Genomic DNA, 20,947 nt, shown 5'->3' with positions numbered 1-20,947 from the left:
CGGCCGGCTCCCCGCGGCGGGGGGGCCCGGCGGGGGCCGGGCGGGGGGGCGGGGCGGGGGGCCCCCCCCCCCCCCCCCCCCCGGGGGGGGGGGGGGGGGGGGGGAGGGGAACCGGTCGGTGATCTTGGACGGATAGGCTGCCGTGACGTCAGGTCCTCGCGGTGAGGGCCGAGCTGATCAGGATCGGTGGTGTACGGACATGATGGGACCGGCGCATTCGCTGTCGGGTGCGGCCGCATGGCTGGGGGTGGGCGCGGTGGCGGCCGGGATGGGGGAGCCGATGCCCTGGCCGGTCCTGCTCGCGGGGGCGCTGATCTGCGCGGGGGCGGCGCTGGCGCCGGACCTGGACCACAAGGCGGCGACGATATCCCGGGCGTTCGGGCCGGTGTCCCGGGCGCTGTGCGAGGTGATCGACAACCTGTCGTACGCGGTGTACAAGGCCACCCGGGGCAAGGGCGACCCGAGGCGTTCGGGCGGGCACCGGACGCTGACGCACACCTGGCTCTGGGCGGTGCTGTGCGGGGCGGGCGCCGCGGCGGTGGCCGTGTACGGCGGCCGCTGGGGTGTGCTGGTGGTGCTGTTCGTGCACATGGTGCTGGCGATCGAGGGCCTGCTGTGGCGGCACGCCCGGGTCTCCAGTGACGTCCTGGTGTGGCTGCTGGGGGCGACCAGCGCGTGGATGCTCGCGGAGGTCCTCGACAAGCCCGGCAACGGCTCGCAGTGGCTGTTCGAGGAGCCCGGGCAGCAGTACCTGTGGATCGGGCTGCCGATCGCGCTCGGCGCGCTGGTGCACTGCCTGGGGGACGCGCTGACCGTCTCGGGCTGCCCGGTGCTGTGGCCGATCCCGATCGGGCGTCGGCGCTGGTACCCGATCGGGCCGCCGAAGGGCATGCGGTTCCGGGCCGGCAGCTGGGTGGAGCTCAAGGTGCTGACCCCGGTGTTCATGGGGGTCGGCGGGGTCTGTGCGGTGGGGGCGCTCGGCTTCTTCGCCAGCTGACGGGGCGGCGGGTGAGGCGGCGGGCGAGGCTGACCGGCCCTCGGGGGAAGGGAGTTGGGGGGACGTCGGCCGGGTAGGGATCGGTCCGGTGGTCCTCGCAGCCTTGGGAGCGTGGCAGATGGCGTCCGTGCCGAGAGAGCCGAGAGAGCAGGGAAAGCCGGGAGTGCCGGGGGAGGTGGCGATCGTCACCGGTGCCGCCAGTGGGATCGGCCGGGCGGCGGCGCTGCGGCTGGCGCGGGCGGGCTGGGCGGTCGCGGCGGTCGACGTCGACGCGGCCGGGCTCGACGCGCTGGCCGAACTCGCCCCCGGGGTACGCCCGTTCGTCTGCGACGTCACGGACCACGCGGCGGTCGTCGCCGTGGTCGGTGACGTCGGCCGCGAGCTGGGGCCGCCCCGCCGGCTGGTGCACTGCGCCGCCGTGGCCACCATGGGACGGCTGCTCGACGCGGAGCCGGCGGACACCCTGCGGCTGATGGACGTCCTGTACGGGGGCACGCTCCACATGGTCCGGGCCGTGGTGCCCGTGATGGCAGCGCGGGGCGGGGGCCAGCTGGTGCTCTTCGGCTCCATCGGCGGCTGGGTGCCCGTCCCGCTGGGCGGCGCGTACGGCGCGGCCAAGGCCGCGGTCCACTTCCTCGCCGAGATCGTCGCGGCCGAGCACCGCGGTGACGGCATCCGGGTGCTGTGCGTCTGCCCGCCCGCCGTGGAGACCCCGATGCTGGCCCGCATCCGGCTGGTGACTCCCGAACTGCTCGGTCCGCGGCGGGGGTTGAGCCCGGAGAAGGTGCTGGACTCGATGGACCGCGCGCTGGCGCGCGGACGGGCGTGGGCCTTCCCCGGGCGCGGCACCCGGGCCATGTGGACGGCCCGGCGCCTGGCGCCCCGCGCGCTCAGCGGTTTGGTCGGCCGGATCCTGGTCGGGAAGTAGGCCGGATCCCACGTCGGGCGGCAGGGGCCCCGGTCGGGGCGGGCTCCGCTCAGCCGGCCGCGAGGAGGCCGTCCACCAGGGCGCGGAGGCCGTCCCGGTAGGTGTCCTGGGCGGTGAGCGGGGCCCAGCGGTCGGCGAATCGGGCCAGGCGGGGGAGCCGGCCCGGGTCGAGGTCGGCGAAGACCTGCTGCCGGTGGGTCGGGCGGTCGTCGTCGGGCCGGCGTCGGGCCGCCGTGGCGCGGACCATGATCTCGCCGGCGGTGTAGTACCAGATCGCACGGTAGCCCTGGACGGCCCGCTCCGGCGAGAGGCCGCAGGCGACCAGGCCGTCGACGATCTGCTCGACGAACCACAGCGAGTGGGCGGACATCAGGCTGTCCCCGGTCAGCACCTCGACGATCCACGGGCAGGCGGCGAGCGCCTCGTGGATGGCGGCCGCCGCGGCGGCGGCCCCGGCCGCGCTCGCGCTGCTCACCACCACCTTCACCGAAGGCCCCCGGCGGGTGCGCGCGCTCGGCGTGTGGAGCGAGGCCAACGCCGCGGGCGGGGCACTGGGCGTGCTGGCGGGCGGACTGCTGACCGAGTACGCGAGCTGGCGCTGGGTCATGCTGGTCAACCCGCCGATCGTGGCGGTGGCACTCGCGCTGCTGCCGGCCGACGGCCCCGCCGAGGCGCCCGCAGCGGCCCCGGCCCCGGCGCCGCCCGTGCGGCGGGAGCGGCCGGACGTGCTCGGCGCCGTCCTCGCGACCGCCGGGGTCGGGCTGCTGGTGTTCGGCGTCGTCCGCACGGACGCCCGGGGGTGGGGCTCCCCGGCCACCCTGGGGACGCTCACCGCCGCGGTCGCGCTGCTGGCCGCCTTCGCCGTCACCGAGACCAGGACCTCCGCGCCGCTGCTCCGCCTCGGCCTGCTGCGCAGCCGCTGGGTGGCCGGTGCCAACGTGCTGGTGTTCCTGGCCGCCGCGGGGCAGTTCACCGCCTTCTACTTCGTCTCCCTCTACCTCCAGCAGGTGCTGGGCCTGGGCGCCGCCGCCACCGGCCTCGCCTTCCTGCCCTTCTCGGCCGGGCGGCTGAGGGGCGGTCGGCCGGACGCGGCGGGCCTTCCCGGACGCCGTCAGCGCCCCCGCTGACTCCGGGCGCGGGCCCCCCGCGGCGGGACGGCGGCGGCGATCCGCCCCAGCAGGACGGCGAGTTCCCCGGGCATGGAGAGGAACGGGGCGTGGCCGCTGGGCAGTCGGTGGACGGTGTCGGCACGCGCGGCGAGCTCGTGCTGCCGTGCCGGTTCGAGGGCCTGGTCGTGCTCGCACACGATGTAGCTGGAGGGGACGGTGCGCCAGCCCGCGGTGGTCACCGGCTGGGTGAAGGACCGGACGCTCTGCGGGGTCATCCGGGCCTCGGCGCGGTCGGCCTCGGCGGCGGGGACGTCGGCGTAGTACAGGCGGCGGGCGTCGGGGTTCGGCGGGGTGCGGCCCGAGTCGTCCTTCGGCGCGGGAGTCCCCAGGAAGGAGAACACGCTTTCCCCCGCGTCCAGTTGGAAGGCGGCGAGGTACACCGCCCGCACCACGTTGGCGGCGCCCGCGATGGCCTCGGTGGTGGGGGCGCCGCCGTAGGAGTGGGCGACCGTCACCACCGGGCCGTCGATCCGCCGCAGGTGGTCGCGGATCGCGGCGGCGTCCTCCGGCAGGCCCGCCGGCCGGGCACCGTCGGCGTGGGCGGCGGCGCTGGGCAGGTCCACGGCGTGGGAGTGCCACCCGGCGGCGTCGAGGGCGGTGCGCAGGGCGTCCCAACACCAGGCGCCGTGCCAGGCTCCGTGGACCAGCAGGAAGGCGGGGCGGTCGGTGCCGGCGGTCATCTGCGGTCCTCCGTCATACGGGGCGCGGGCGGTGGGCCTTCCGAGTATCCAGGGGGAACGTGACGGCGGTGTGACGGCGGGCGCGTCGCCGACCTGCCGAGCCCCGGAAAGCCCCGGGACGCGGCCGGTCACCCGCCGTGCGGAGCCAGCGGCGCCCGCGCCGGCCGCACCTCGGGGCCGTCCCCGATCCCGACCCCGAGGAGCCCCTGGCCCGGGGCAGCGGAGCGGCCGGTCCGGCTGGGGAGCCGTTCGGGGGCGAGGTAGCGGCTGCGGACCGCGGCGACGATCTCGGCGCTCGCCTGCCCGCTGCCGTACGGCGAGGGGAGGTCCGCCAGCCGTTCGGCGGCGGCCTCGTCGGCCAGCAGGTCCCGCAGGGCGCGGGCGAGTTCGTGGCCGGGGCGGGCGAGCCGGGCGAAGCCGGCCCGGACGGCCTCGGGGCGCTCGGTGGAGTTGCGCACCACCACGAGCGGGCGCTTGAGCACGGTGCACTCCTCCTGGATCCCGCCGGAGTCGGACACCAGCAGGCGGCAGTGCCGGGCCAGGGCGAGGAAGCCCGCGTGGTCCAGCGGCTCGATCCGGTGCAGCCGCGCGACCGGGCGGCGCAGGCCGAACGCCTCGACGGCGGCCCTGGTGCGGGGGTGCAGCGGCAGCAGCACCGGGAGGTCCAGGGCGGCGAGCTGGTCGAGGATCTGGGCGAGCCGCGCGGCGTCGTCGGTGTTCTCGGGGCGGTGGATGGTGGCGAGCACGTAGCCGCCGGGGGTGACGGCGTGTCCGGCCACGATGCGGCGGGCCTCGGCGTCGGCGGGCAGGGTCTCCAGGGTCGCCTCGACGACGGTGTTGCCGGTGATCACCACCTGTTCCGGGTCGATCCCCTCGCGCAGCAGGTGCGCCGCCGCGGTCGCGGTGGGGGCGCAGTGCAGGTCGGCGAGCGGCGCGATCAGGCGGCGGTTGGCCTCCTCGGGCATGCCGGGGTCGAAGGAGCGCAGGCCGGCCTCGACGTGGACGACGGGTATGCCCGCGCAGTGCGCGGCGAGGGCGCCCGCGGCGGCGGTGTTGGTGTCGCCCTGGACGACCACGGCGGCCGGGGGCCGGGCCGCGAGGTGGTCGCTCAAGGTGCTGACCATCCGGCCGATCTGGCGGCCGCGCGGCTCGCCGCCGACGCCCGTCAGCAGGTGGTGCGGGCGGGGGAGGCCGTACTGGGTGAAGAAGGTGCTGGTGAGGGCCGGGTCCCAGTGCTGGCCGCTCCAGACGATGCGGGCCTGCGGGCCGAGGAGGCGGGCCACTCCGGCGAGTTTGACGATCTCCGGCCGGGTTCCGAGGACCAGGGCGACATCGGTCGAGGACATGGCGCTCCGAAGGGACGAGGGGGTGGGGCGGGGAAGTATCAGCAGACGATATGGGGGGATTCGCAAGAAAGATCCCCCGGTCGGAGCAATGTCACCCACTTGGCCGACAAGGGTGCTCGCGGCCTGCGGTGCACCCCGCGTCGGTTCGTGTACCGGTGCATCAACACCGCTCGCCCCGCGCCCACTTGGCGGGCGGTCGGCGCTCACGGATACCGGCCCGTCGGCGCCCCCGCGCGGCCGGTTGCGGCAAACGGGTGATTTCCACCCGAAGGGGCGCGGCGGATCTTTCGGATCATCCGATCAGCCCAGCAACATACGGCTCCAGATCGCAAAGATCGGGACAACCCGGTCGCAACGAGAGGAACCACCCATGTACGGACCCATAGGCGGCGGCCTTCCCCCGACGGCGGCCGGCGGCGGCGTGCTGGCCTCGACCGGCTCGCCCGGCCTCGGTCTGGTGGCGGCGGCCGGGACGGCCCTGCTGCTGGTGGGCGTCGCGCTGCTGCGGCGCAGCCGGCTGGCCGCCGACCGGGAGGAACCGGCCGACCCGAACCGCGACGGCCGGAAGCGCGACGACGCGAACCGCGACGGCCGGAACCGCGACGGCCGGTAGCCACCGCGCCCCGCCCCGTCGCCCTTCGCCAACCCGCCTTCCTCCCAAGGGGTTTCCTCGTGACCGCAGACGTGTACCCGCAACCCGCCCGGCCACCGGGCCCGGCCCGCCCGCCGCAGGCGCGGCACGGCCGGACCCCGCTGCCCGGCCGGGTGCTCGCCGGGGTGACCGGCCCGCTGCTGCTGGGCCTGTGCGGAGTGCTGGTCGCCGGCGAACGCGCCTACCGGTTCCACGAGATGGCCGGGGCACGGTGGTTCGTCTCCCACGCGCTCGGCCTGCGGACCCTGCTGCTCGCGGCGCCCGACGCGCCGGTGCTCTACGCCGGCGACGCGAGCGGGTTCGGGCGCGGGATCGCCCTGACCACCGGGTGCAGCAGTGCCCTGCTGATCGCCCCGCTGGCCCTGCTGGCCGGAGTCCTGCTGCTGTTCGGCACCCGCGGGCCGGCGAGGGTCCTGCTGGGCTTCGTCCTGGCGGCGGCCCTGGTCGTCGCGGCCAACCTGGGCCGGCTGACGCTCATCGTCGCCATGCAACACCGCTACGGCGACGAGGGGTTCGGCTGGACGCACGTCCTGTTCGGCTCGGTGCTGATGATGGCCGCCGGCCTGGTCGCGCTGCTGCTCTTCCTCTTCCTGATCACCCGGGCGTCCGCCCACGACGCGGAGGTCGATGCGCCGTGACCCTGCTCGACCTGTCCGTCTCCCTCTCCTTCGTGCTGGGGATCGGCTTCCTCGCCTACGTCGCGGTGATCGTGCGCAACTTCCTGCGGGCCCGCCCGGACGCCCCGGGCGACCCGGCCCGGTTCGACTGGCACTTCCTCATACCCTGCCGGGACGAGGAGGCCGTGATCGGCACCACCCTGGACTACCTCGCCCGGCACTTCCCCGCGGCCCGGGTCTGGGTCGTCGACGACCACTCCGAGGACCGGACCGCCGAGGTGGTGCGGGCCAGGGCCGCCGAGGGGCGGCCCGTCCACCTGGTCGGACGGCGGCTGCCGCAGGCGCGCACCGGCAAGGGCGACGCCCTGAACGCCGGGTACCGGGCGCTCGAAGCCTGGCTGCCGGGGCGCGCCGACGCCGACCGGGTCGTGCTGATCGTCCTGGACGCCGACGGACGGCCCTCCCCGGGGATGCTGGACACCTTCGCCGGAGCGTCCTTCTTCGGCGACCCGGGCATCGGCGCCGTCCAGGTCGAGGTCCGGATGTCCAACCGCGACGTGGCCGTTCCGCTGCCCCACCGGGGGCGCCTCGCCAACCGGTTCGCCCGACTGCTGGCCCGGCTCCAGGACATCGAGTTCCGCGGGCCGATCTCCGCCATCCAGATCACCCGCCGGCTCACCCGGACCGTCAACGTGGGCGGCAACGGCCAGGCCAACCGGCTCAGCGCGCTGCGTTCGATCGACCGGGACGGCGACGGGCCGTGGGGCCGGGCGCTGCTGGAGGACTTCGAGCTCGGGCTGCGGATGATGCTGGCCGGCTGGCGCAACGGCTACACCACGACCGCCTGGGTGGACCAGGAAGCCCTCTGGAACGTACGGCAGTTGATCACCCAGCGGGTCCGCTGGGCGCAGGGCTCGATGCAGTGCGCGCCGTACCTGCGGCAGGTCTGGCGCTCCCGGGAGTTCACCACGCCGGGCTTCCTGGAGGTCCTCTACTTCATGGTCCAGCCCTGGCTCCAGGTCGTCGGCCTGGTGGTCTACACCGTGCCGATCGCCGTCTTCGGCTACAACGTGGTCTGCTACCCCGCGTTCGTGCTCGCCTTCCTCCGCCAGGGCGGCGCGGTGCTGATCGCGCTCTACCTGGTCGTGGGGGTCGCCGAGTTCGCCCTCTGGGGGCCGCTGTACCGGCTGCGCGGCGAACCGGGGATCAGCCACCGGGCCGCGCTCGGCTACGGCCTCGCCCTCGCGGTCTACGCCGCGACCACCTACCTCGTCGCGATCCGCGCCTTCTGGCGGATCGTGCGACGCAAGGGCTCCTGGCACAAGACGGCCCGTACGGCCGAGCCGCTGCCGGCGCCCGCCGCCCAGGAGATCGCCACCGCCTGAGCACCGGGACTTCTCCCCGGCCGCGGAGGCCGTGGCCGAAGCGAACACCACGGCCGGCCGGCGGAGTCGACGCACCACCACGCACCACCACGCACCCTCACCACCACGACGCACCACGCACCACCCCCCTTCCTGCCCCGCACCGCGGACGCACAGCTCCGCCGTGCCCCCGTCCGAAAGGCCAACCCGTGAGAACTCGCACCCGCAACCGCGTCCTCGCCGGCACCGCGCTCGCCGTCGGAGTCCTGTCCGTGGCCTCCCCGGCCCACGCCGCGCTGCCCGCCCCCACGGCGGACGCCTACGTCGTCTCCACGCAGGCGTTGGGCGGGATGGTCGCCGTGGCGCCCTCGCCCGAGTCGACGTACCCCTCCGGCGGCACCCGGACCCTGATCGGTCTCAACGTCGGTCCGGTCGCCACCAACTCCACGCTCACCGCGACCACCGCCGGGAACCCGGCCGACGGCACCGCCTCGGCCTCGGCGACGGTCGACAAGCTCGGACTCGACCTCGGTGTCGCCTCGGTCTCCCTGACCGGCGTCAACTCGACCTGCACCGCCACTCCCACCGGGGCCACCGGCAGCGGCCTGATAGCGGGCGGGTCGGTCACCGTCGGCCTCCTCCCGGTCAACCTCCAGGCCAACGCCCCGGCCAACACCAAGGTCGACATCCCGCTCGTCGGCTCGATCGTCCTCAACGAGCAGACCACCGACGCCAACGGCGTCCTGACCGTCAACGCCGTCCACATCACCCTGCTGCCGTCGCTGAACGGCGCCAACCTGGTCATCGGCCACGCCGAGTGCGGCGGGGCCGAGCCCGCGGCCGCCGTGCCGATGATCAACCCGTCCGTCGCGGGGATGGGCGGTGGCGCGGTGCTCGCCGGCGTCCTCGCCACCGTCTACGTCCGCCGCCGCAACGCCCGGTCGGCCGCGTCGGCCGTCTGACGGGAGGGAGGGGGAGAGGGCGGGAGGCCGTCACGGACAACGGCCTGCCGCCCTCGATCCGCCGCCGGCCCACCCTCGATCCGCCGTCGTCAACTCGGCTTCCGGGGCTCACTCTGATGTGTGAGGCACCGCCGCCGGGTGACGGGAAGCGGGGGCGGGGCCCGTCCCACCGCGGCCGTGCCGCCCCGGTCAGCCCGGGGCGGCACTGGCGGGCCGTCACCCGGGGCTGGGCACGACCGGATCCGTCCGATCGGTCGCCTACCCTTCGAACCGACCGACCGACCGGCCGTCCCGGCCGTGGCCGTCCTAGGAGGAGTCCCGTGTCGTCCTGCGACCCCCAGCACGCTCCCGTCGGCGATGTGAGCGCAGCGCTCATGGTGGTCGACTCCCGGCTCAGGTCCGTCTACGACGGCAAGTCCGGGACGGACCCCGAGCACCAGCGGATGGTCGAGCAGCTCACCGCGTCCTTCGGCCCCGAGGAGGCCGAGGCGCTGGTGGAGGGCGCCTGCACGCTCGTCTACATCTACATGAACTGGCTGCGCTCGGCCTTCGAGAAGCACGAGGAGGACGTGCTGGAGCACGCGATCCCCAGCCTGGTGGCCACCATGCGCATGATGCCGAGGACCTTCAGCCCGGAGGTGATCCCCACCATGGCCGGCCTGCTCATCGCCGCCGGCACCGGGCTGAGCCCCAACCTGTGGCGCGCCCAGTACGGGCCGTGGACCAAGGAGGAGATGAACCCCCTGGAGGCCACGGCGGTGCTGCTCGCCGAGTACATCAACCGGATCTCCGGCAACGGCCAGGACTTCGCCACCAAGCTGGTCACCGACGCGCTGTCCCAGCTCGACTAGGACCGCCGAGCCGGCCGCCGAGACGGCTCGGCCGGGTCCGCTCCCGAACGCGCCCGAACGCGCCAGTGGCGCCGCCCTCGACGGGGCGGCGCCACTGGTGTGTGGGCGGGGTCCGGGGGGCGTCAGCCGTGTCGGCCCGGTCGGCGGTAGGCGACGAAGCAGAGGGTGCCGCCGCCGAGCAGGGCGATGGCTCCGAGTGCCGCGACGAGGGTGTCCGGGGAGGAGCCGCCGGTGTGCGGCAGCTCGCCGCTCTCCGACGGGCGAGGCGTGTGCGGGTGGGTGTGGGTGTGGGTCGCGGAGGCCGTCGGGCTGGGCGAGAAGGTCGGCGAGGAAGTCGGCGAGGAGGTCGGCGACGGCGACGAACTCGGGCTCGGCGACGGCGACGGCGACGGCGATGAGGTCGGCGAGGGAGAGGGCGACGGCGACGGCGAGGGCGAGCTGGTCTGGAGGACGACGCCCATGTCGAGGTCGAGGTCGCGCTGTCCGCCGCTGAGGGTGACGGTCCGGGTGATGCCGGTGGCCGGGTCGGCGTCCGAGTCCTTGGCCGGGTCGGTGCCGGCGTGCTGCTTGGTGACGGTGGCGCCCTTGGGCAGGGTGGTCAGGTCGAACCGCACCGCGTAGCTGCCGTCCGGCAGGTTGTCGAAGAGGTAGTGGCCGGTGGCGTCGGTCACCGTGGTGACCGGCTTGCCGTCCTTGTCCCGCACCGGCTGGCCGTTGCCGTCCAGCAGGTGCACGGTGACCCCGGCGATCCCGGTGTCACCGGGCTTCTGGACGCCGGAGCCGTCCTTGTCCTGCCAGACGAAGTCGCCCAGCGCGTTGTCGGACGGCGTGACGCGCTTGACCGCGACGCCGACCTTGGCGGGCTCGGCCGGCAGCAGCTGGCGCCCGGCGGCGTCGGTGGCGGTGTACGCGAAGCTGTTCCAGGCGTATTCGCCCTCCGGTGCGTCGTAGGAGGCGACCATCGGCCAGGTCAGGGTGAAGGACTCGCCGGAGGCCATGGTGCCGGGGCGGTGGAGGCGGAACCAGGTGGCCGTTCCGGGGCCGGGGAAGGTGGTGCTCCAGACCGCCGCGCTGTTGCAGCCGGTGCGGTCGACGAGGACGGGCTCCACGCAGGGGTTGGGGTCGGTGGTGTACTCGATCAGCACGGTGGGGTCGCTGCTGGTGATCGGCTCGCTGAGCGACGGGGTCCAGGAGCTGCCGCGCGCGGCGTCCTGGGTGAGCACGTAGTTGTCGCCCGGGGTGGGGAGCTTGTCGTAGGCGATGAAGTCGGTGACCGGGTCGGGGGAGTCGTTGCGCACGGTCATCCGGTAGGAGATCCGGCCGCCGGGGGTGGCGGTGCCGATGCTCACGTAGTCGGCGTCGAGGTCGCCCTTGACCTCCTTGTACGAGCGCAGCACCGACGGCACGTCCACCCGGATCTGCGAGGAGGCGTGGCAGAGCAGCTCGGTGGTGTCGCCGTTGCCGTTGAGGTCGAGGACGTCCGGGGTGCTGCCGCTGTCGGAGCCGGAGAACATGCAGGCGACCGGGGCGGTGGGCCGGTCCACGGTGACGTAGACGTCGTTGACGAGGTCACCGGAGCGGATGCTGCTGGCGACCTGGACGTCGAAGAGCATCCGGTAGGCCAGGTGGTCGTGCAGGTACGTCGAGTCCGGTGCGCCGGCCGGCCACTCCATCCGGAGGATCTGCCGGCCGTCCGGGCCGGGGGTGACGGTGATCGACGAGGGGGCCTTGGCATCGGGGTAGTTCGGGTCCGGGCGGGCGGAGCCGTCGATGTAGACCACGCCGGCCGGCAGCACGTCGTAGAGGACGAGCGGCCGGTCGAGGTCGCGGGCGCTGCGGTTGTACGGGATGACCTGGAAGGTCGCCGTGCCGCCGGGGGCGGACAGCTCGCCGGAGACGGTGGTCTTGGCCGCGCCGAGGTTGGTGGCCTGGGTGATGGTGGTCTGCGCGCAGGCGTTGGCGGTGGCGTTGTGGGTGCCGTCGGTGGCGCTGGTGTCCACGCAGTTGGTCAGCGGCTCGGGGGCCGGGCGCCCGTCGTGGCCGGGGGTGGCGACCTGGGTGACCAGCTGCACCGAGTTGCCCGGGCTCCAGCCGGTGGGGATCGGGCCGTTCCAGGTGAACCTGAGGCCGTCCAGCCACCGCCCGGCCGGGATGCCGAGCACGTCGTTGGCCGGGTCGCCCGCTCCCTGTTCGAAGGTGATCCGGCGGTCGCCGGAGCCGTTGAACGGGGTGCCGGGGGTGAAGGTGTGCCAGGTGGGGTCGCCGTTGAGCCGGTACTGGAGGGTCAGCAGGATGCTGGTCGGGTTCCACGGCTCCAGCTGGAGGGACTGCGGGAAGATCCAGTTGTAGACGCCGTCGGTGCTGCCGGCGCCGGGGTCGGTGATGGTCAGGCTGGTGGCCGGGCCGGCGGTGTTGGTGGCGGACAGGCCGAAGGAGTTGAGGTCGCCGTTGGTGGTGGTGTCGCGCCAGACCTTGCTGGCGGTCACCACCACGCCGGTGGCCGGCGGGCGGAACGGGCTGGTGGTGGCGTTCGCGGAGTCGAGCCTGCGGTCGGGGTCCGGCCCGATCGGGTCGCCGTACAGGTCCACGAGGTTCTCGGCGGTCGTGCCGTCCGGGAAGGAGGCCTCCGGGTAGTTGACCACCAGGACGCCGGGGATGCGGCAGCCGCCGCGCCCGTTGCCGGAGACGAAGGGGCCGATGTCGTAGCCCCAGGTGTCGGGGCCGGGCGCGACCTGGGACCAGCCCGGCGAGCGGCCGGTGTCCACCACCGCGCCGGGCGGCAGGGTGTCCAGCAGTCGGCTGGTGTCGAGGTCGACGTTGGGCACGTTGTCGGTGGCGCAGGCGGTGAACTGGTAGGTGACGGTGCGTCCGTCGCTGCTGGAGGTCTGGATGCCCTTGGTCACCGTGTACTGCGGTTGCACCTGGGCGGTGGTGTCGGCGCTCGCGGACTGGGTGGGCTCGCCGTTGGCCGACATGGTGGCCGAGTTGGTCGAGGTGGCGCCGTTCGGGGTGGTGAAGTTCGGGTACTTCATCGTCACCGTGACGGTGGCGGTGGTGCCCGGACTCAGGTCCTTCAGCCGGATGTCCATCGTGCCGCCCATCGCGCCCGCGGCGGGCACGGTGGAGGCGGCCACGTCCACCGAGGACGGGTCCGGCGTCCAGCCGAGGAACTGCATGTTCGAGGGCAGGGTGTCGAGGATGTGCCCGCCCGTGCACTCGGTGATGGAGCAGGTGTAGCGCAGGGTGTAGGTGACGTTCTCCCCCGGGGAGACGGTCGCCTTGTCGACGCTCTTGGTGAAGGAGATCGCGGCCTGGGCCGGTGGGGCCAGCACGCTGCTGCTCAGCAGCGAGCCCGCCACCAGCGCCAGGACCGAGGCGATCCGCCCGGTCCGGTGTGGAATACGCATAGCGCGCAGTCCAGCCGATGGCCCCTTCGGGCCGGTCGGCGACACGAGGGACGGTCACCGCGATTCACCTGCGCGGCGGTCGCCCGCCCGGCCGCACCGCGCCCCCGGACGGCCGACGCCCGGTACGGCCCCTGACGGCCCCTGACGGCCGGTGCGTCGTACGGCCGGAGGGCGACGGGCCGCGTGGAGCCGGCCGGCCGCCCCTGCCGCGCGGGCGGGGCGGCCGGGCCGCTCAGCCGAACATCACGCCCGTCTCCCGGGCCAGGGTGTCCAGGCCGTAGCGGGTCACGTGCTCGACGTTCTCCGGGTCGATCGTGCGGACACCCTCGGCGGCGAGCCGCTCGTTGATCTTGTCCAGGTTCTGCTGGACGAGCTGCTTCTCCGCCTCGGTGGTGCGGCCCTTGTGCGGCCGCCCGGCGTGTTCCAGGCTGCCGTAGTTGACCCGCTCCCGGTTGCCGGCGGCGGCCGTCGCGGACTCGGCGGCCCGGGCGGCCGGCCTGGCGCCGCGCAGCACCTCGGCCATCGGCGCGGCCGAGGCCAGCCGGTCGAAGGTCTCGGCCTCCATCACCACCGTCTGCGGTTCCGCCCGGTCCGGGTGGTGCAGCTCGATCGTGACCAGGTCGAGCGCCAGCTCCCGCACCTCGCCCAACTCCCCGGCGAGGGCGTCGATCTCGACCGGACCGTCCGTCAGGTCGGGGTGCTGGAGCACCACCACCCGCACCAGGTCCCGGTCGTCCTCCGCGTGCCTGCCGGTCAGGTCCGAGAACCGGATGATCTTCTGGCCCATGTCTTCCTCTCCTGCCCCTGTGATCAGCCGAGAGCCTACGCCCGGATGATCATCGACGCGCACAAGCGGCCGGGCCCGGGGGAGCACCCCCGGGCCCGGCCTTACCTGTCGTGCATTCTGCTGTGCGTCAGTGGAGCGTCAGTGAGGTGTCGTGCCCGGCTCAGTAGCGCGGGTCCACCCGGTAGGTCGGATAGTCCGGGATGTACCAGTGGCTGGACTCCCAGATGCCGAAGGTGAACCGGACCCCGTGGCTGCCCCGCTTGTTGGCGGCCTTGATGAACTTCTTGCCGATGCTCTTCATGAGGTAGGACAGCCCCCACAGGACCCAGCCGGCGATCCGGGCGGCGATGTGCGGGACCTTCTTCAGGATGCTGGAGATGCCCTTGGAGACCTTGCTGGAGACGATCAGCAGACCGCCGATGACGTTGCCCTCGGTCCGGCTGAAGTAGGTGACCCACTTCTTCTTCCACTTCATGCCGGTCAGGTCGTCCATGGTGATCGGGTCGACCGGGTAGCCGTAGGCGTTCGGCGAGCCCTCCAGGACAGGGTCGGTCTGCAGGAAGCGGCCGGTGGTCGAGTCGTACAGGCGCACGCCCATCAGGGTGAGGCCGGAGAGGCTGTCGGACTCGCGCTGCGCCCCGCCGAGCCAGCCGTAGTCGGCCGTGCCGGTGGCGTCGACGGTGTTGCCGTACTCGTCGTAGTGGTAGACGGCGAGGTCTTCCTGGCCGTCGGGGGACATCTGGACGGAGACGTCGCCGTGGAGGTTGGTCAGCAGCAGGACCGCGCCGCCGTCGGTGCCGGTGGCGGCCGTGAGCTGGCCGGTGAGGTCCTGGACGCTGCGGGTCAGCTTGCCGGCCGCGTCCTTGGACCAGGTCGGGCTGTCGTTGCCGCCGTCGAAGTGCTTGGTGTCCTGGGCGGTGACGGTCCAGGTGCCGTCGGTGCCCTTGGTCTCCGTGGTGGCGACCGCCAGGCGGCCGGAGGCGTCGAGGTCCCAGGTCTTGCGGGTGTCGCCGAGGGTCTCGGTGCGGACCAGGTCGTTGGTGTAGTAGCCGAGCTGGGTGCCCTTGGGCAGGGCGGTGGTGCGGCCGTAGGCGTCGTAGACGTAGCCGGTGTCGGTGAGGCGGTCGGCGGTGTCGTAGCCGTGGGTCTCGGCCAGGGTGACGGCGTCCGCGGTCGCGGGGTCGCAGTCGTCGGTGACGGTGGTGCGGTTGGTGCGGTTGCTGCTCTTGTCGAAGGCGTAGGTGCGGGTGGCGCAGGCCAGGCCGGTGCTGTCGGCGGCCTTGGTGAGGCGGCCGGTGGCGTCGTAGGTGTAGCCGCTGGTGGTGCTGTTGCCGTCGGACTGGGTGCGGCCGGCCTGCTGTCCGTGGACGGTGTAGTCGGCGGTGTCGGCGAGCAGGACGGTGCCGGCCTGGTTGGTGTAGGTCTTGCCGGTCTGGATGCCCTGGCTGTCGTAGGTGCTGGTGAGGGTGTTGCCGCCGGGCATGGTCTGGGTGACGAGGCGGCCCTCGACGTCGTAGGAGGCGGTGAAGGTGCCGGCCACCGAGTCGGTCAGCGTGGTGGGCAGGCCGCGCGGGTCCTTGGCGGTGTCGTAGCCGTAGGTCACGGTGGACGGCACCGAGTCGGACTTCTTCACCGGGCGGTCGAGCTTGTCGTACTCGGTGGTGGTGACGTTGCCGGCGCCGTCGTCGTAGGAGACCGGGCGGCCGAGCTTGTCGTAGCCCTGGGTGATGGTGGTCTTGCCGTTGGTGGTGGTGGTCAGCTCACCGGTGGCGGGGTCGTAGCCGAGCACGGTGTCGGCGACCGCGGTGCCGGTGCCGCCGCTGACGGTGGTCTTCACCGGGCGGCCGGCCGCGTCGTAGCTGCGGGTGGTGGTGCGGGTGACGCCGTTGGCGGTCTCGGTCCGGACCGTGACGTTGCCCCAGCGGTCGTACTGGAAGGTCTTGGTCGGCAGCTGGAGCGGGTTGGCGCCGCCGCCGGCGATCTGGGCGGCCGGGGCGATCGAGCAGACCAGGTCGGCCCACTCGGGGTGGCCGGCGCAGGCGCCGGTCCCGGTGCCGGTGTAGTAGCTCGTGACCGTGGTGGCCGCGTCGGAGCCGGTGGAGTTCGGGCGGCTCTGCGAGGTCACCCGGCCGCTGGCGTCGTAGCCGGTGGTGGTGGTGATCTTCAGGCCGGCCGGGTCCTGGACGGACGTGGTGGGCAGGCCCTGGGCCCAGTCGTAACCGGTGGCGGTGGTGCGGGTGTCGGCGTCGGCGGCGTAACCGTCGATGCGGGCGCCGACGGTCGCCGAGGTGGTCATGTCGCTGACCGCGGCGCCGGCGGGGCGGCCCTCGTCGTAGCCGGTGACGGTGTGGGCGCGGGCCGGGGCCTCGTCGCCGGCGGCGAGCGCCGGGGAGGTGCCGGAGGCCGCCAGGGCGTGCTCCAGGGTGACCAGCTGCAGCGGCCCGTACTGCTCGGTGAGGCGCTTGCCGTCGGCCGAGTAGAGCGAGGTCGAGGAGAGCACCTGGGCGCGGTCGGCCGTCGAGCGGCCGGCGATGCCGAGGGCGCGCAGCTTGTTGAGGTCGCCTCCGGTGGTGGCCAGGGCGAGGATGCGGTTCTCCGCCGTGAGGGTGCGTACCGGGCTGCCGTAGGCGTTGTACTCGGTGGTGGTGATGGCGCCGCCGGGGGTGGCGGTGTTGACCTCGCGGCCGGAGGCGTTGGTGTAGGTCACCGTGGCGCGGTTGTAGCCGGCGGTGCCGAGGGCCTTGCCGTCGTGGGTGGCCGGGACGGCGTCGGGCGGGAGCACGGCGGTGGCGTCGGTCGGGGCGTCGCTCTGGCCCCAGGCGGCGACGTCGGACGGCGCCAGCGGGTACGGCGCGTTGGCGCCGCTCAGCGGGACGTCGTAGACCACCGAGGTGGTGGCGGTGCCGTCGGTGACGTCCTTGCTGCCCTGCTTGAGGGTGGGGCGGGAGGCGGCGAGCAGCATGCCGTCGCCGGCGGTGGCGGCGTTGCCGGCCTTGCCGTACTCCAGGGTCCACGGCAGCTCGCCGGGCTCGGTCACGGTGGTGACCCGGCCGGTGGCGTCGTAGCCGTAGGCGGTCTTCAGCGCGGGGCTGATCCGCGGGTCCCAGACCTCGCGCAGCCGGCCCTGGTCGTCGTACGCGTACTGGGAGACGACGACGGGGGTGGCGGTGGCGGCGCCGGGGTCGGTGGACCACAGGCGGATCTGCTTCACCTGGCCGGCCGTGTCGCCCAGGGCGGACGCGGTGGCGGTGGTGGTGTCGGCGTAGACGTACTCCAGCACCCGGCAGCCGGCGGTGGAGGGCACGGCGGCGCAGTTGGCGGAGGCGGTCGCCGAGCTGGGCGCGACGACGTACTTCGGGCGGGCCAGGGTCTTGCCGCCGGTGACGACCTTCTCCGAGACCACGGAGGTGGTGGAGTTGTCGCTGGGCAGCGAGGAGCCGGAGGCCTGCCAGGTGGTGGCGGCCGGGTCGACCTTGGCGAAGGTGACCGTCGTGCCGGCGGTGTCCTTCAGGGTGAAGGCACCGGTGAGCGCGCCGGTCAGGGTGAGGCTCTCGGCGCCGGGCTCGGGCTTCCAGCCACCGGCGCCGGTGGCGGTGAAGCCGGTCTCGGAGCCGTCCGCGGAGACCACCGCCAGGGAGGTCGCCGAGGTCTGGCGGACGTAGGAGTAGTCGGCGTCGGTGATCTCGGCGATGGTGCCGGAGCTCCACTGCGGACCGAAGATCGCCGCCTGGCCCTCCTGGGCCGAGCCGTTGGCGGGCCGGCGGGAGGAGAAGGAGCGCTCCGCGTGCAGGCCGAAGGCGTCGGCGTCGCTCTCGGAGAGGGTGAGGTCACCGGTGAGGGTGTTCACCTCGCCCGGGCCGACCTTGGTCTCCGGCGCGGTGCCCGCGTTGCGGTCCACCGTGACGGTGTTCGGCTCGGTGGCGTCGGTGGCGGTGCCGTCGGTGAACACCGCGCGGACGTCGACCGGGCCGTTCTCGGCCAGGGTGTCGGTGATGTTCCAGGTCAGCGCGGCCGGCTTGCCGCCGGGGGCGGTGAACGGCCAGGCCGTCACCGCCTTGCCGTCGGTGGTGGTGACGTTGGCGAGCGGGACGTCCTTCCAGGCGTCCGTCTCGCCGCGGCGGTACTGGTAGCGCACCCCGGTGTAGGTGCTGTTGCCCTGAGCCAGCAGCGAGGTGCGGCGGGCCGGGCGCTCGCCCGCGCCGGGCGCGACCAGGGCGGAGCCCTTGCCGGCGTAGAAGGCGTAGGTCTTGTCGGCGGAGACGTTGCCCGCGGCGTCCCGGCTGTGCGCGGTGACGGTGTGGGCGCCCGCCTTGAAGGTCAGCTTGGCGCTGACCGGCGTGCCGGTGGTGGCCGCGGTGACCCAGGCGCCGCCGTCCAGCCTGTACTGGACGTCCTTCACGTCGCCGGTCGGCGGGGTGAAGGTGAAGGTGCCGCTGTAGTCGCCGTTGGCGTCCGCCGTGCCCGCCCACTGGCCGGCCGGGAAGTCGCCGGAGGAGACGGTGGTCGTACCGGGCGCGGTGGTGTCCACCGTGAGGGTGCGGAAGGCCGACCAGGCGCTGTTGGCGGTGCCGTCCCAGGAGCGGGAGCGCCACTTGTAGGCGCCGGCCGGCAGCGCGGTGCCCGGGGTCCAGGTGAAGGTGGAGCCCGAGGCGGCCATGGCGGTGCGGCCGGACTGCAGCGCGGCGGTGCCGTTGGACGCCCAGACCTCGAAGTCGAGGGCTATGTTGCCGCCGTCGGGGTCGGTCGCCTTGGCGGACAGCGTCGGGGTGGAGTCGCCGGTGAGCGCGGCGTCGGCCGGGGAGACCAGGGTGGAGACGGCCGGCGGGGTGTTGTAGGTGACCGACAGGTACGGCGTGTTGGACGTCGCGTTGCCGGAGTTGAACTTCTTCCAGCCGTACGGGTCGGACTCGTCGGTGGCCCGGATGCCCAGGGTGTTGTTGGCGTTGCCGTTGGCGGCCCAGGCCTTGACCAGCGCGGTGATGTCCTGGTTCACCCAGCCGTCGTTGCAGGAGCTGGAGTAGCCCTTGGTCGCGGTGGAGGTGGCCCACTTCCTGTTCCAGCCGGGCTGGGCGGTCCAGCGGGTGGCCGTGGTGGCGGTGCCGGTGTCCCAGACCTCCCAGCTCTTCGCGGTGCAGGACCAGCTGTGGAAGTTCCACAGGTTGAGCTTGCCGCCGGTGATCTGCTTCCCGCTGATCTTCGCCATCGGGAACTGCAGGAACGAACGCGCGACCTGGCCGGAGCCGTTGTTGCCCAGCTTCAGCTCGGTCTGCGAGGACACGTCGGTGGCGTAGCCCTGCTGCACGAAGGTGTCGAAGCCGACGCCGATGTTGACCGCCGGGTCGATCGTGACCGGGTACGTGGTCTTCGGGTCGTTCAGGAAGGCGGCGTCCGGGGTCAGCGTCAGGTCGATCGCGTTCCCGTCCTGGGTGACCTTCAGCGCGACCGGCGCGGTGCGGGTGTGGTCGCCGCTGCGCTCGTCGACCTTCGCGTCCCACATCACCGGGGCGGGCAGCTGGCCCTTCTCCTCGCCGGTCTTCGGGTCGAGGAAGGAGACCGAGTTGTCCGCGTTGTGGCGGGCCTGGAGGCCGGCCGCGTCCAGGGTGAGCGTCACGCTGCCGTTGGCGGCCACCGCCGAGCGGTCCTTGAGCTCCAGGAACTGCTCGAAGCCGGTCCGGGTGGACTCGATGACCAGGTCGGTGGCGGTGAGCGCGTTCGCGTAGCGGGCCTTGGCGCCGTCCACCGTGGGCTCGGGCAGGGCGCCGCGCCAGGACAGCGACATGGCGGTGCCCTGGCCGTTGTCCAGCGAGACCAGCGGCGTGGTCGGGGCCTTCGCGTCCCCGGCCGGGGCACCGGCCGCCTTGAACTTCGACGCGGCGGCGGGCGCAGTGGCGCCGGCCAGCGAGAGGTTGAGCGGGTGGCCCTTGGCCTTGACGCTGCCGTCCGACTGGCGGGCGAGGTCGACGTCGATCGGCTGGAGCCTGCCGGACTTGTCCTTGTAGCGGACCGGGCCGGAGGCGAGGTCCAGGGTGGTGGTGCCGTCCGGGTTGATCCAGGTGGTGGTCGACTCGGTGCGCTCGTCCACCACCTCGATCCGGCGGTTCTCCAGCCGGGCCTTGAGGTGGGCGGTGGCCAGATCCTTGGCCTCCGCCGGACCCTGCGCCTTGACGGGCTTCGGGGACTTCTCCGGGGTGACGGCCACGGCCTGACCGGTCGTCATGATGACGGCGGCGGCCTCGGCGGCCAGCACCACGGCCAGGGCGACGGCGGTGTTGCGCAGGACACCGTTGCGACGGCGTGACGCACTGGGGGGCGGCGAGCCGGCTTCGGCCCGGTGCCGTGATGATCCGCCCATGGGGCGTGACATGGAACTCCTCGACTGTTCTGTTTGGGAAGGGGGGTGAGGATCTGTTCGGGAAGGAGGGTGAGGAACGAAGGGGTCGGGCGTGGGCACGGCCGGGCCGCTGACGGCACGTCGGCCATGCGGGGGTAAAGCGGTAGCAATGAATCGGCCAATTTCACGCACCGGCGTGACCGGTCGAAAACCGTCCGGAACGGCGGAAACCGTTCGGGCGTGAGGAAGTTCGGCCGCTGCGAACGCCGTCGGTCGGCGCGACTACCCGGGGCCGGACGGGAACCGGCCGGTGACGGCCAGGGCCCGGTCCAGCAGGTCCCGTGCCCTCGACTGGGCCGCCGCCTCGTCGGGGGCGCGGACGTAGAGCACCAGGCCGATGCCGTCGGGGACGGCGAGGGCGCGCACGTGTTCCAGGCCGTCGTCCGGGCCGGCGCACCCCCACAGGGCGGCCTGGACCTCCGCGGCCGCCAGCTCCCGGGAGGAGTCGGGCGCGGAGGTCGGCAGGGTCAGATGGACCGCTAACACCGCAGGTCAGACCTGCCCGACGGCGTCGTGGGCCGACGGGGCGTCCCAGCCGATCGAGTCGGGGGAGGGGCCGTCCCAGCCGATCGACCCGGGCACGGGGCCGTCCCAGCCGATCGACTGGGCGACGGGGCCGTCCCAGCCGATGCCCCCGCCCGGGCCCTGGGCGGCGGACGGGGCGGCGTCGGGGGCGGTCGGACCGGCGGTGAAGGCCGGCGCGACGGAGCCGGCGAGAGCGAGGGTCAGGAGGACGGCGGCGAGCGGACGGACGGACACGGGAGAGTCCTGTTCTGTGCGGGAACTGCGCTGAGGG

The 20,947-nt window shown here is 73.7% G+C and carries 15 protein-coding genes and 1 pseudogene; 8 read left to right on the top strand and 8 right to left on the bottom strand.

Features of this window, described 5'->3' with window-relative positions; all coding sequences use genetic code 11:
• Window positions 1-199: 199 nt before the first annotated feature.
• Both ACFWP2_RS16430 and ACFWP2_RS16425 read left to right on the top strand, forming a co-directional pair.
• Entirely contained in the window at window positions 200-997 is a 798-nt protein-coding gene (locus ACFWP2_RS16430) for a metal-dependent hydrolase (RefSeq protein ID WP_380451595.1), read from the top strand.
• 175 nt (window positions 998-1,172) lie between these two features.
• Window positions 1,173-1,925 (top strand): SDR family NAD(P)-dependent oxidoreductase, encoded by a 753-nt coding sequence (locus tag ACFWP2_RS16425; protein ID WP_380451593.1) that lies wholly within the window; start codon window positions 1,173-1,175, stop codon window positions 1,923-1,925.
• A 49-nt stretch (window positions 1,926-1,974) separates the two neighbouring features.
• Here ACFWP2_RS16425 and ACFWP2_RS16420 read toward each other — a convergent pair whose 3' ends face one another.
• Entirely contained in the window at window positions 1,975-2,532 is a 558-nt protein-coding gene (locus tag ACFWP2_RS16420) for a TetR/AcrR family transcriptional regulator C-terminal domain-containing protein (RefSeq protein WP_380451591.1), read from the bottom strand.
• Here ACFWP2_RS16420 and ACFWP2_RS16415 point away from each other — a divergent pair.
• Window positions 2,417-3,052: pseudogene (locus ACFWP2_RS16415) on the top strand (MFS transporter); the annotation flags it as partial. The gene ACFWP2_RS16420 and the pseudogene ACFWP2_RS16415 overlap by 116 nt on opposite strands.
• On the opposite strand, the gene ACFWP2_RS16410 reads toward ACFWP2_RS16415, so the two are convergent.
• Together ACFWP2_RS16410 and wecB are read right to left on the bottom strand one after the other, a co-directional pair.
• On the bottom strand, window positions 3,037-3,774 hold the full coding sequence (locus tag ACFWP2_RS16410) for an alpha/beta fold hydrolase (protein WP_380451589.1): 738 nt from the start codon (window positions 3,772-3,774) through the stop codon (window positions 3,037-3,039). The pseudogene ACFWP2_RS16415 and the gene ACFWP2_RS16410 sit on opposite strands and share 16 nt — an antisense overlap.
• Window positions 3,775-3,902: 128 nt before the next feature.
• On the bottom strand, window positions 3,903-5,120 hold the full coding sequence (gene wecB / locus ACFWP2_RS16405) for a non-hydrolyzing UDP-N-acetylglucosamine 2-epimerase (RefSeq protein ID WP_380451587.1): 1,218 nt from the start codon (window positions 5,118-5,120) through the stop codon (window positions 3,903-3,905).
• A 370-nt stretch (window positions 5,121-5,490) separates the two neighbouring features.
• Between wecB and ACFWP2_RS16400 the strand changes: the two genes are divergently transcribed.
• The 5 genes from ACFWP2_RS16400 (at window position 5,491) to ACFWP2_RS16380 (ending at window position 9,566) form a co-directional block, all read left to right on the top strand.
• Entirely contained in the window at window positions 5,491-5,733 is a 243-nt protein-coding gene (locus ACFWP2_RS16400; RefSeq protein ID WP_380451585.1) for a hypothetical protein, read from the top strand.
• 59 nt (window positions 5,734-5,792) lie between these two features.
• The gene (locus ACFWP2_RS16395) at window positions 5,793-6,410 is read left to right on the top strand and encodes an archaeosortase/exosortase family protein (RefSeq protein ID WP_380451583.1); all 618 of its coding nucleotides are present in this window, start codon (window positions 5,793-5,795) and stop codon (window positions 6,408-6,410) included.
• Window positions 6,407-7,774 carry a glycosyltransferase family 2 protein gene (locus ACFWP2_RS16390; protein ID WP_380451581.1) on the top strand — a complete coding sequence of 456 codons (1,368 nt, stop codon included), beginning with the start codon at window positions 6,407-6,409 and terminating at the stop codon, window positions 7,772-7,774. The genes ACFWP2_RS16395 and ACFWP2_RS16390 overlap by 4 nt, the downstream gene beginning before the upstream one ends.
• Before the next feature lie 188 nt (window positions 7,775-7,962).
• The gene (locus tag ACFWP2_RS16385) at window positions 7,963-8,715 is read left to right on the top strand and encodes a choice-of-anchor P family protein (RefSeq protein ID WP_380451579.1); all 753 of its coding nucleotides are present in this window, start codon (window positions 7,963-7,965) and stop codon (window positions 8,713-8,715) included.
• A 374-nt stretch (window positions 8,716-9,089) separates the two neighbouring features.
• The gene (locus ACFWP2_RS16380; RefSeq protein WP_380451717.1) at window positions 9,090-9,566 is read left to right on the top strand and encodes a hypothetical protein; all 477 of its coding nucleotides are present in this window, start codon (window positions 9,090-9,092) and stop codon (window positions 9,564-9,566) included.
• Between the two features lie 122 nt (window positions 9,567-9,688).
• Here ACFWP2_RS16380 and ACFWP2_RS16375 read toward each other — a convergent pair whose 3' ends face one another.
• From ACFWP2_RS16375 to ACFWP2_RS16355, 5 genes are all read right to left on the bottom strand, one after another.
• Window positions 9,689-12,973 (bottom strand): SdrD B-like domain-containing protein, encoded by a 3,285-nt coding sequence (locus ACFWP2_RS16375; protein WP_380451577.1) that lies wholly within the window; start codon window positions 12,971-12,973, stop codon window positions 9,689-9,691.
• 232 nt (window positions 12,974-13,205) lie between these two features.
• Window positions 13,206-13,760 carry a hypothetical protein gene (locus tag ACFWP2_RS16370; protein WP_380451575.1) on the bottom strand — a complete coding sequence of 185 codons (555 nt, stop codon included), beginning with the start codon at window positions 13,758-13,760 and terminating at the stop codon, window positions 13,206-13,208.
• Between the two features lie 160 nt (window positions 13,761-13,920).
• Window positions 13,921-20,124: a DNRLRE domain-containing protein gene (locus tag ACFWP2_RS16365; RefSeq protein WP_380451573.1), complete on the bottom strand. Its 6,204-nt coding sequence runs from the start codon at window positions 20,122-20,124 to the stop codon at window positions 13,921-13,923.
• A gap of 249 nt (window positions 20,125-20,373) precedes the next feature.
• Window positions 20,374-20,637 (bottom strand): hypothetical protein, encoded by a 264-nt coding sequence (locus tag ACFWP2_RS16360; RefSeq protein ID WP_380451571.1) that lies wholly within the window; start codon window positions 20,635-20,637, stop codon window positions 20,374-20,376.
• A 6-nt stretch (window positions 20,638-20,643) separates the two neighbouring features.
• Complete coding sequence (locus tag ACFWP2_RS16355; RefSeq protein ID WP_380451569.1) at window positions 20,644-20,910, bottom strand: hypothetical protein; 267 nt, start codon at window positions 20,908-20,910, stop codon at window positions 20,644-20,646.
• Window positions 20,911-20,947: the final 37 nt, after the last annotated feature.

Source organism: Kitasatospora sp. NPDC058444 (assembly GCF_042721415.1).
Lineage (GTDB): Bacteria > Actinomycetota > Actinomycetes > Streptomycetales > Streptomycetaceae > Kitasatospora.
Note: the sequence above shows the minus strand (reverse complement) of the source record. Positions and strands in the feature narration are given on the sequence as shown.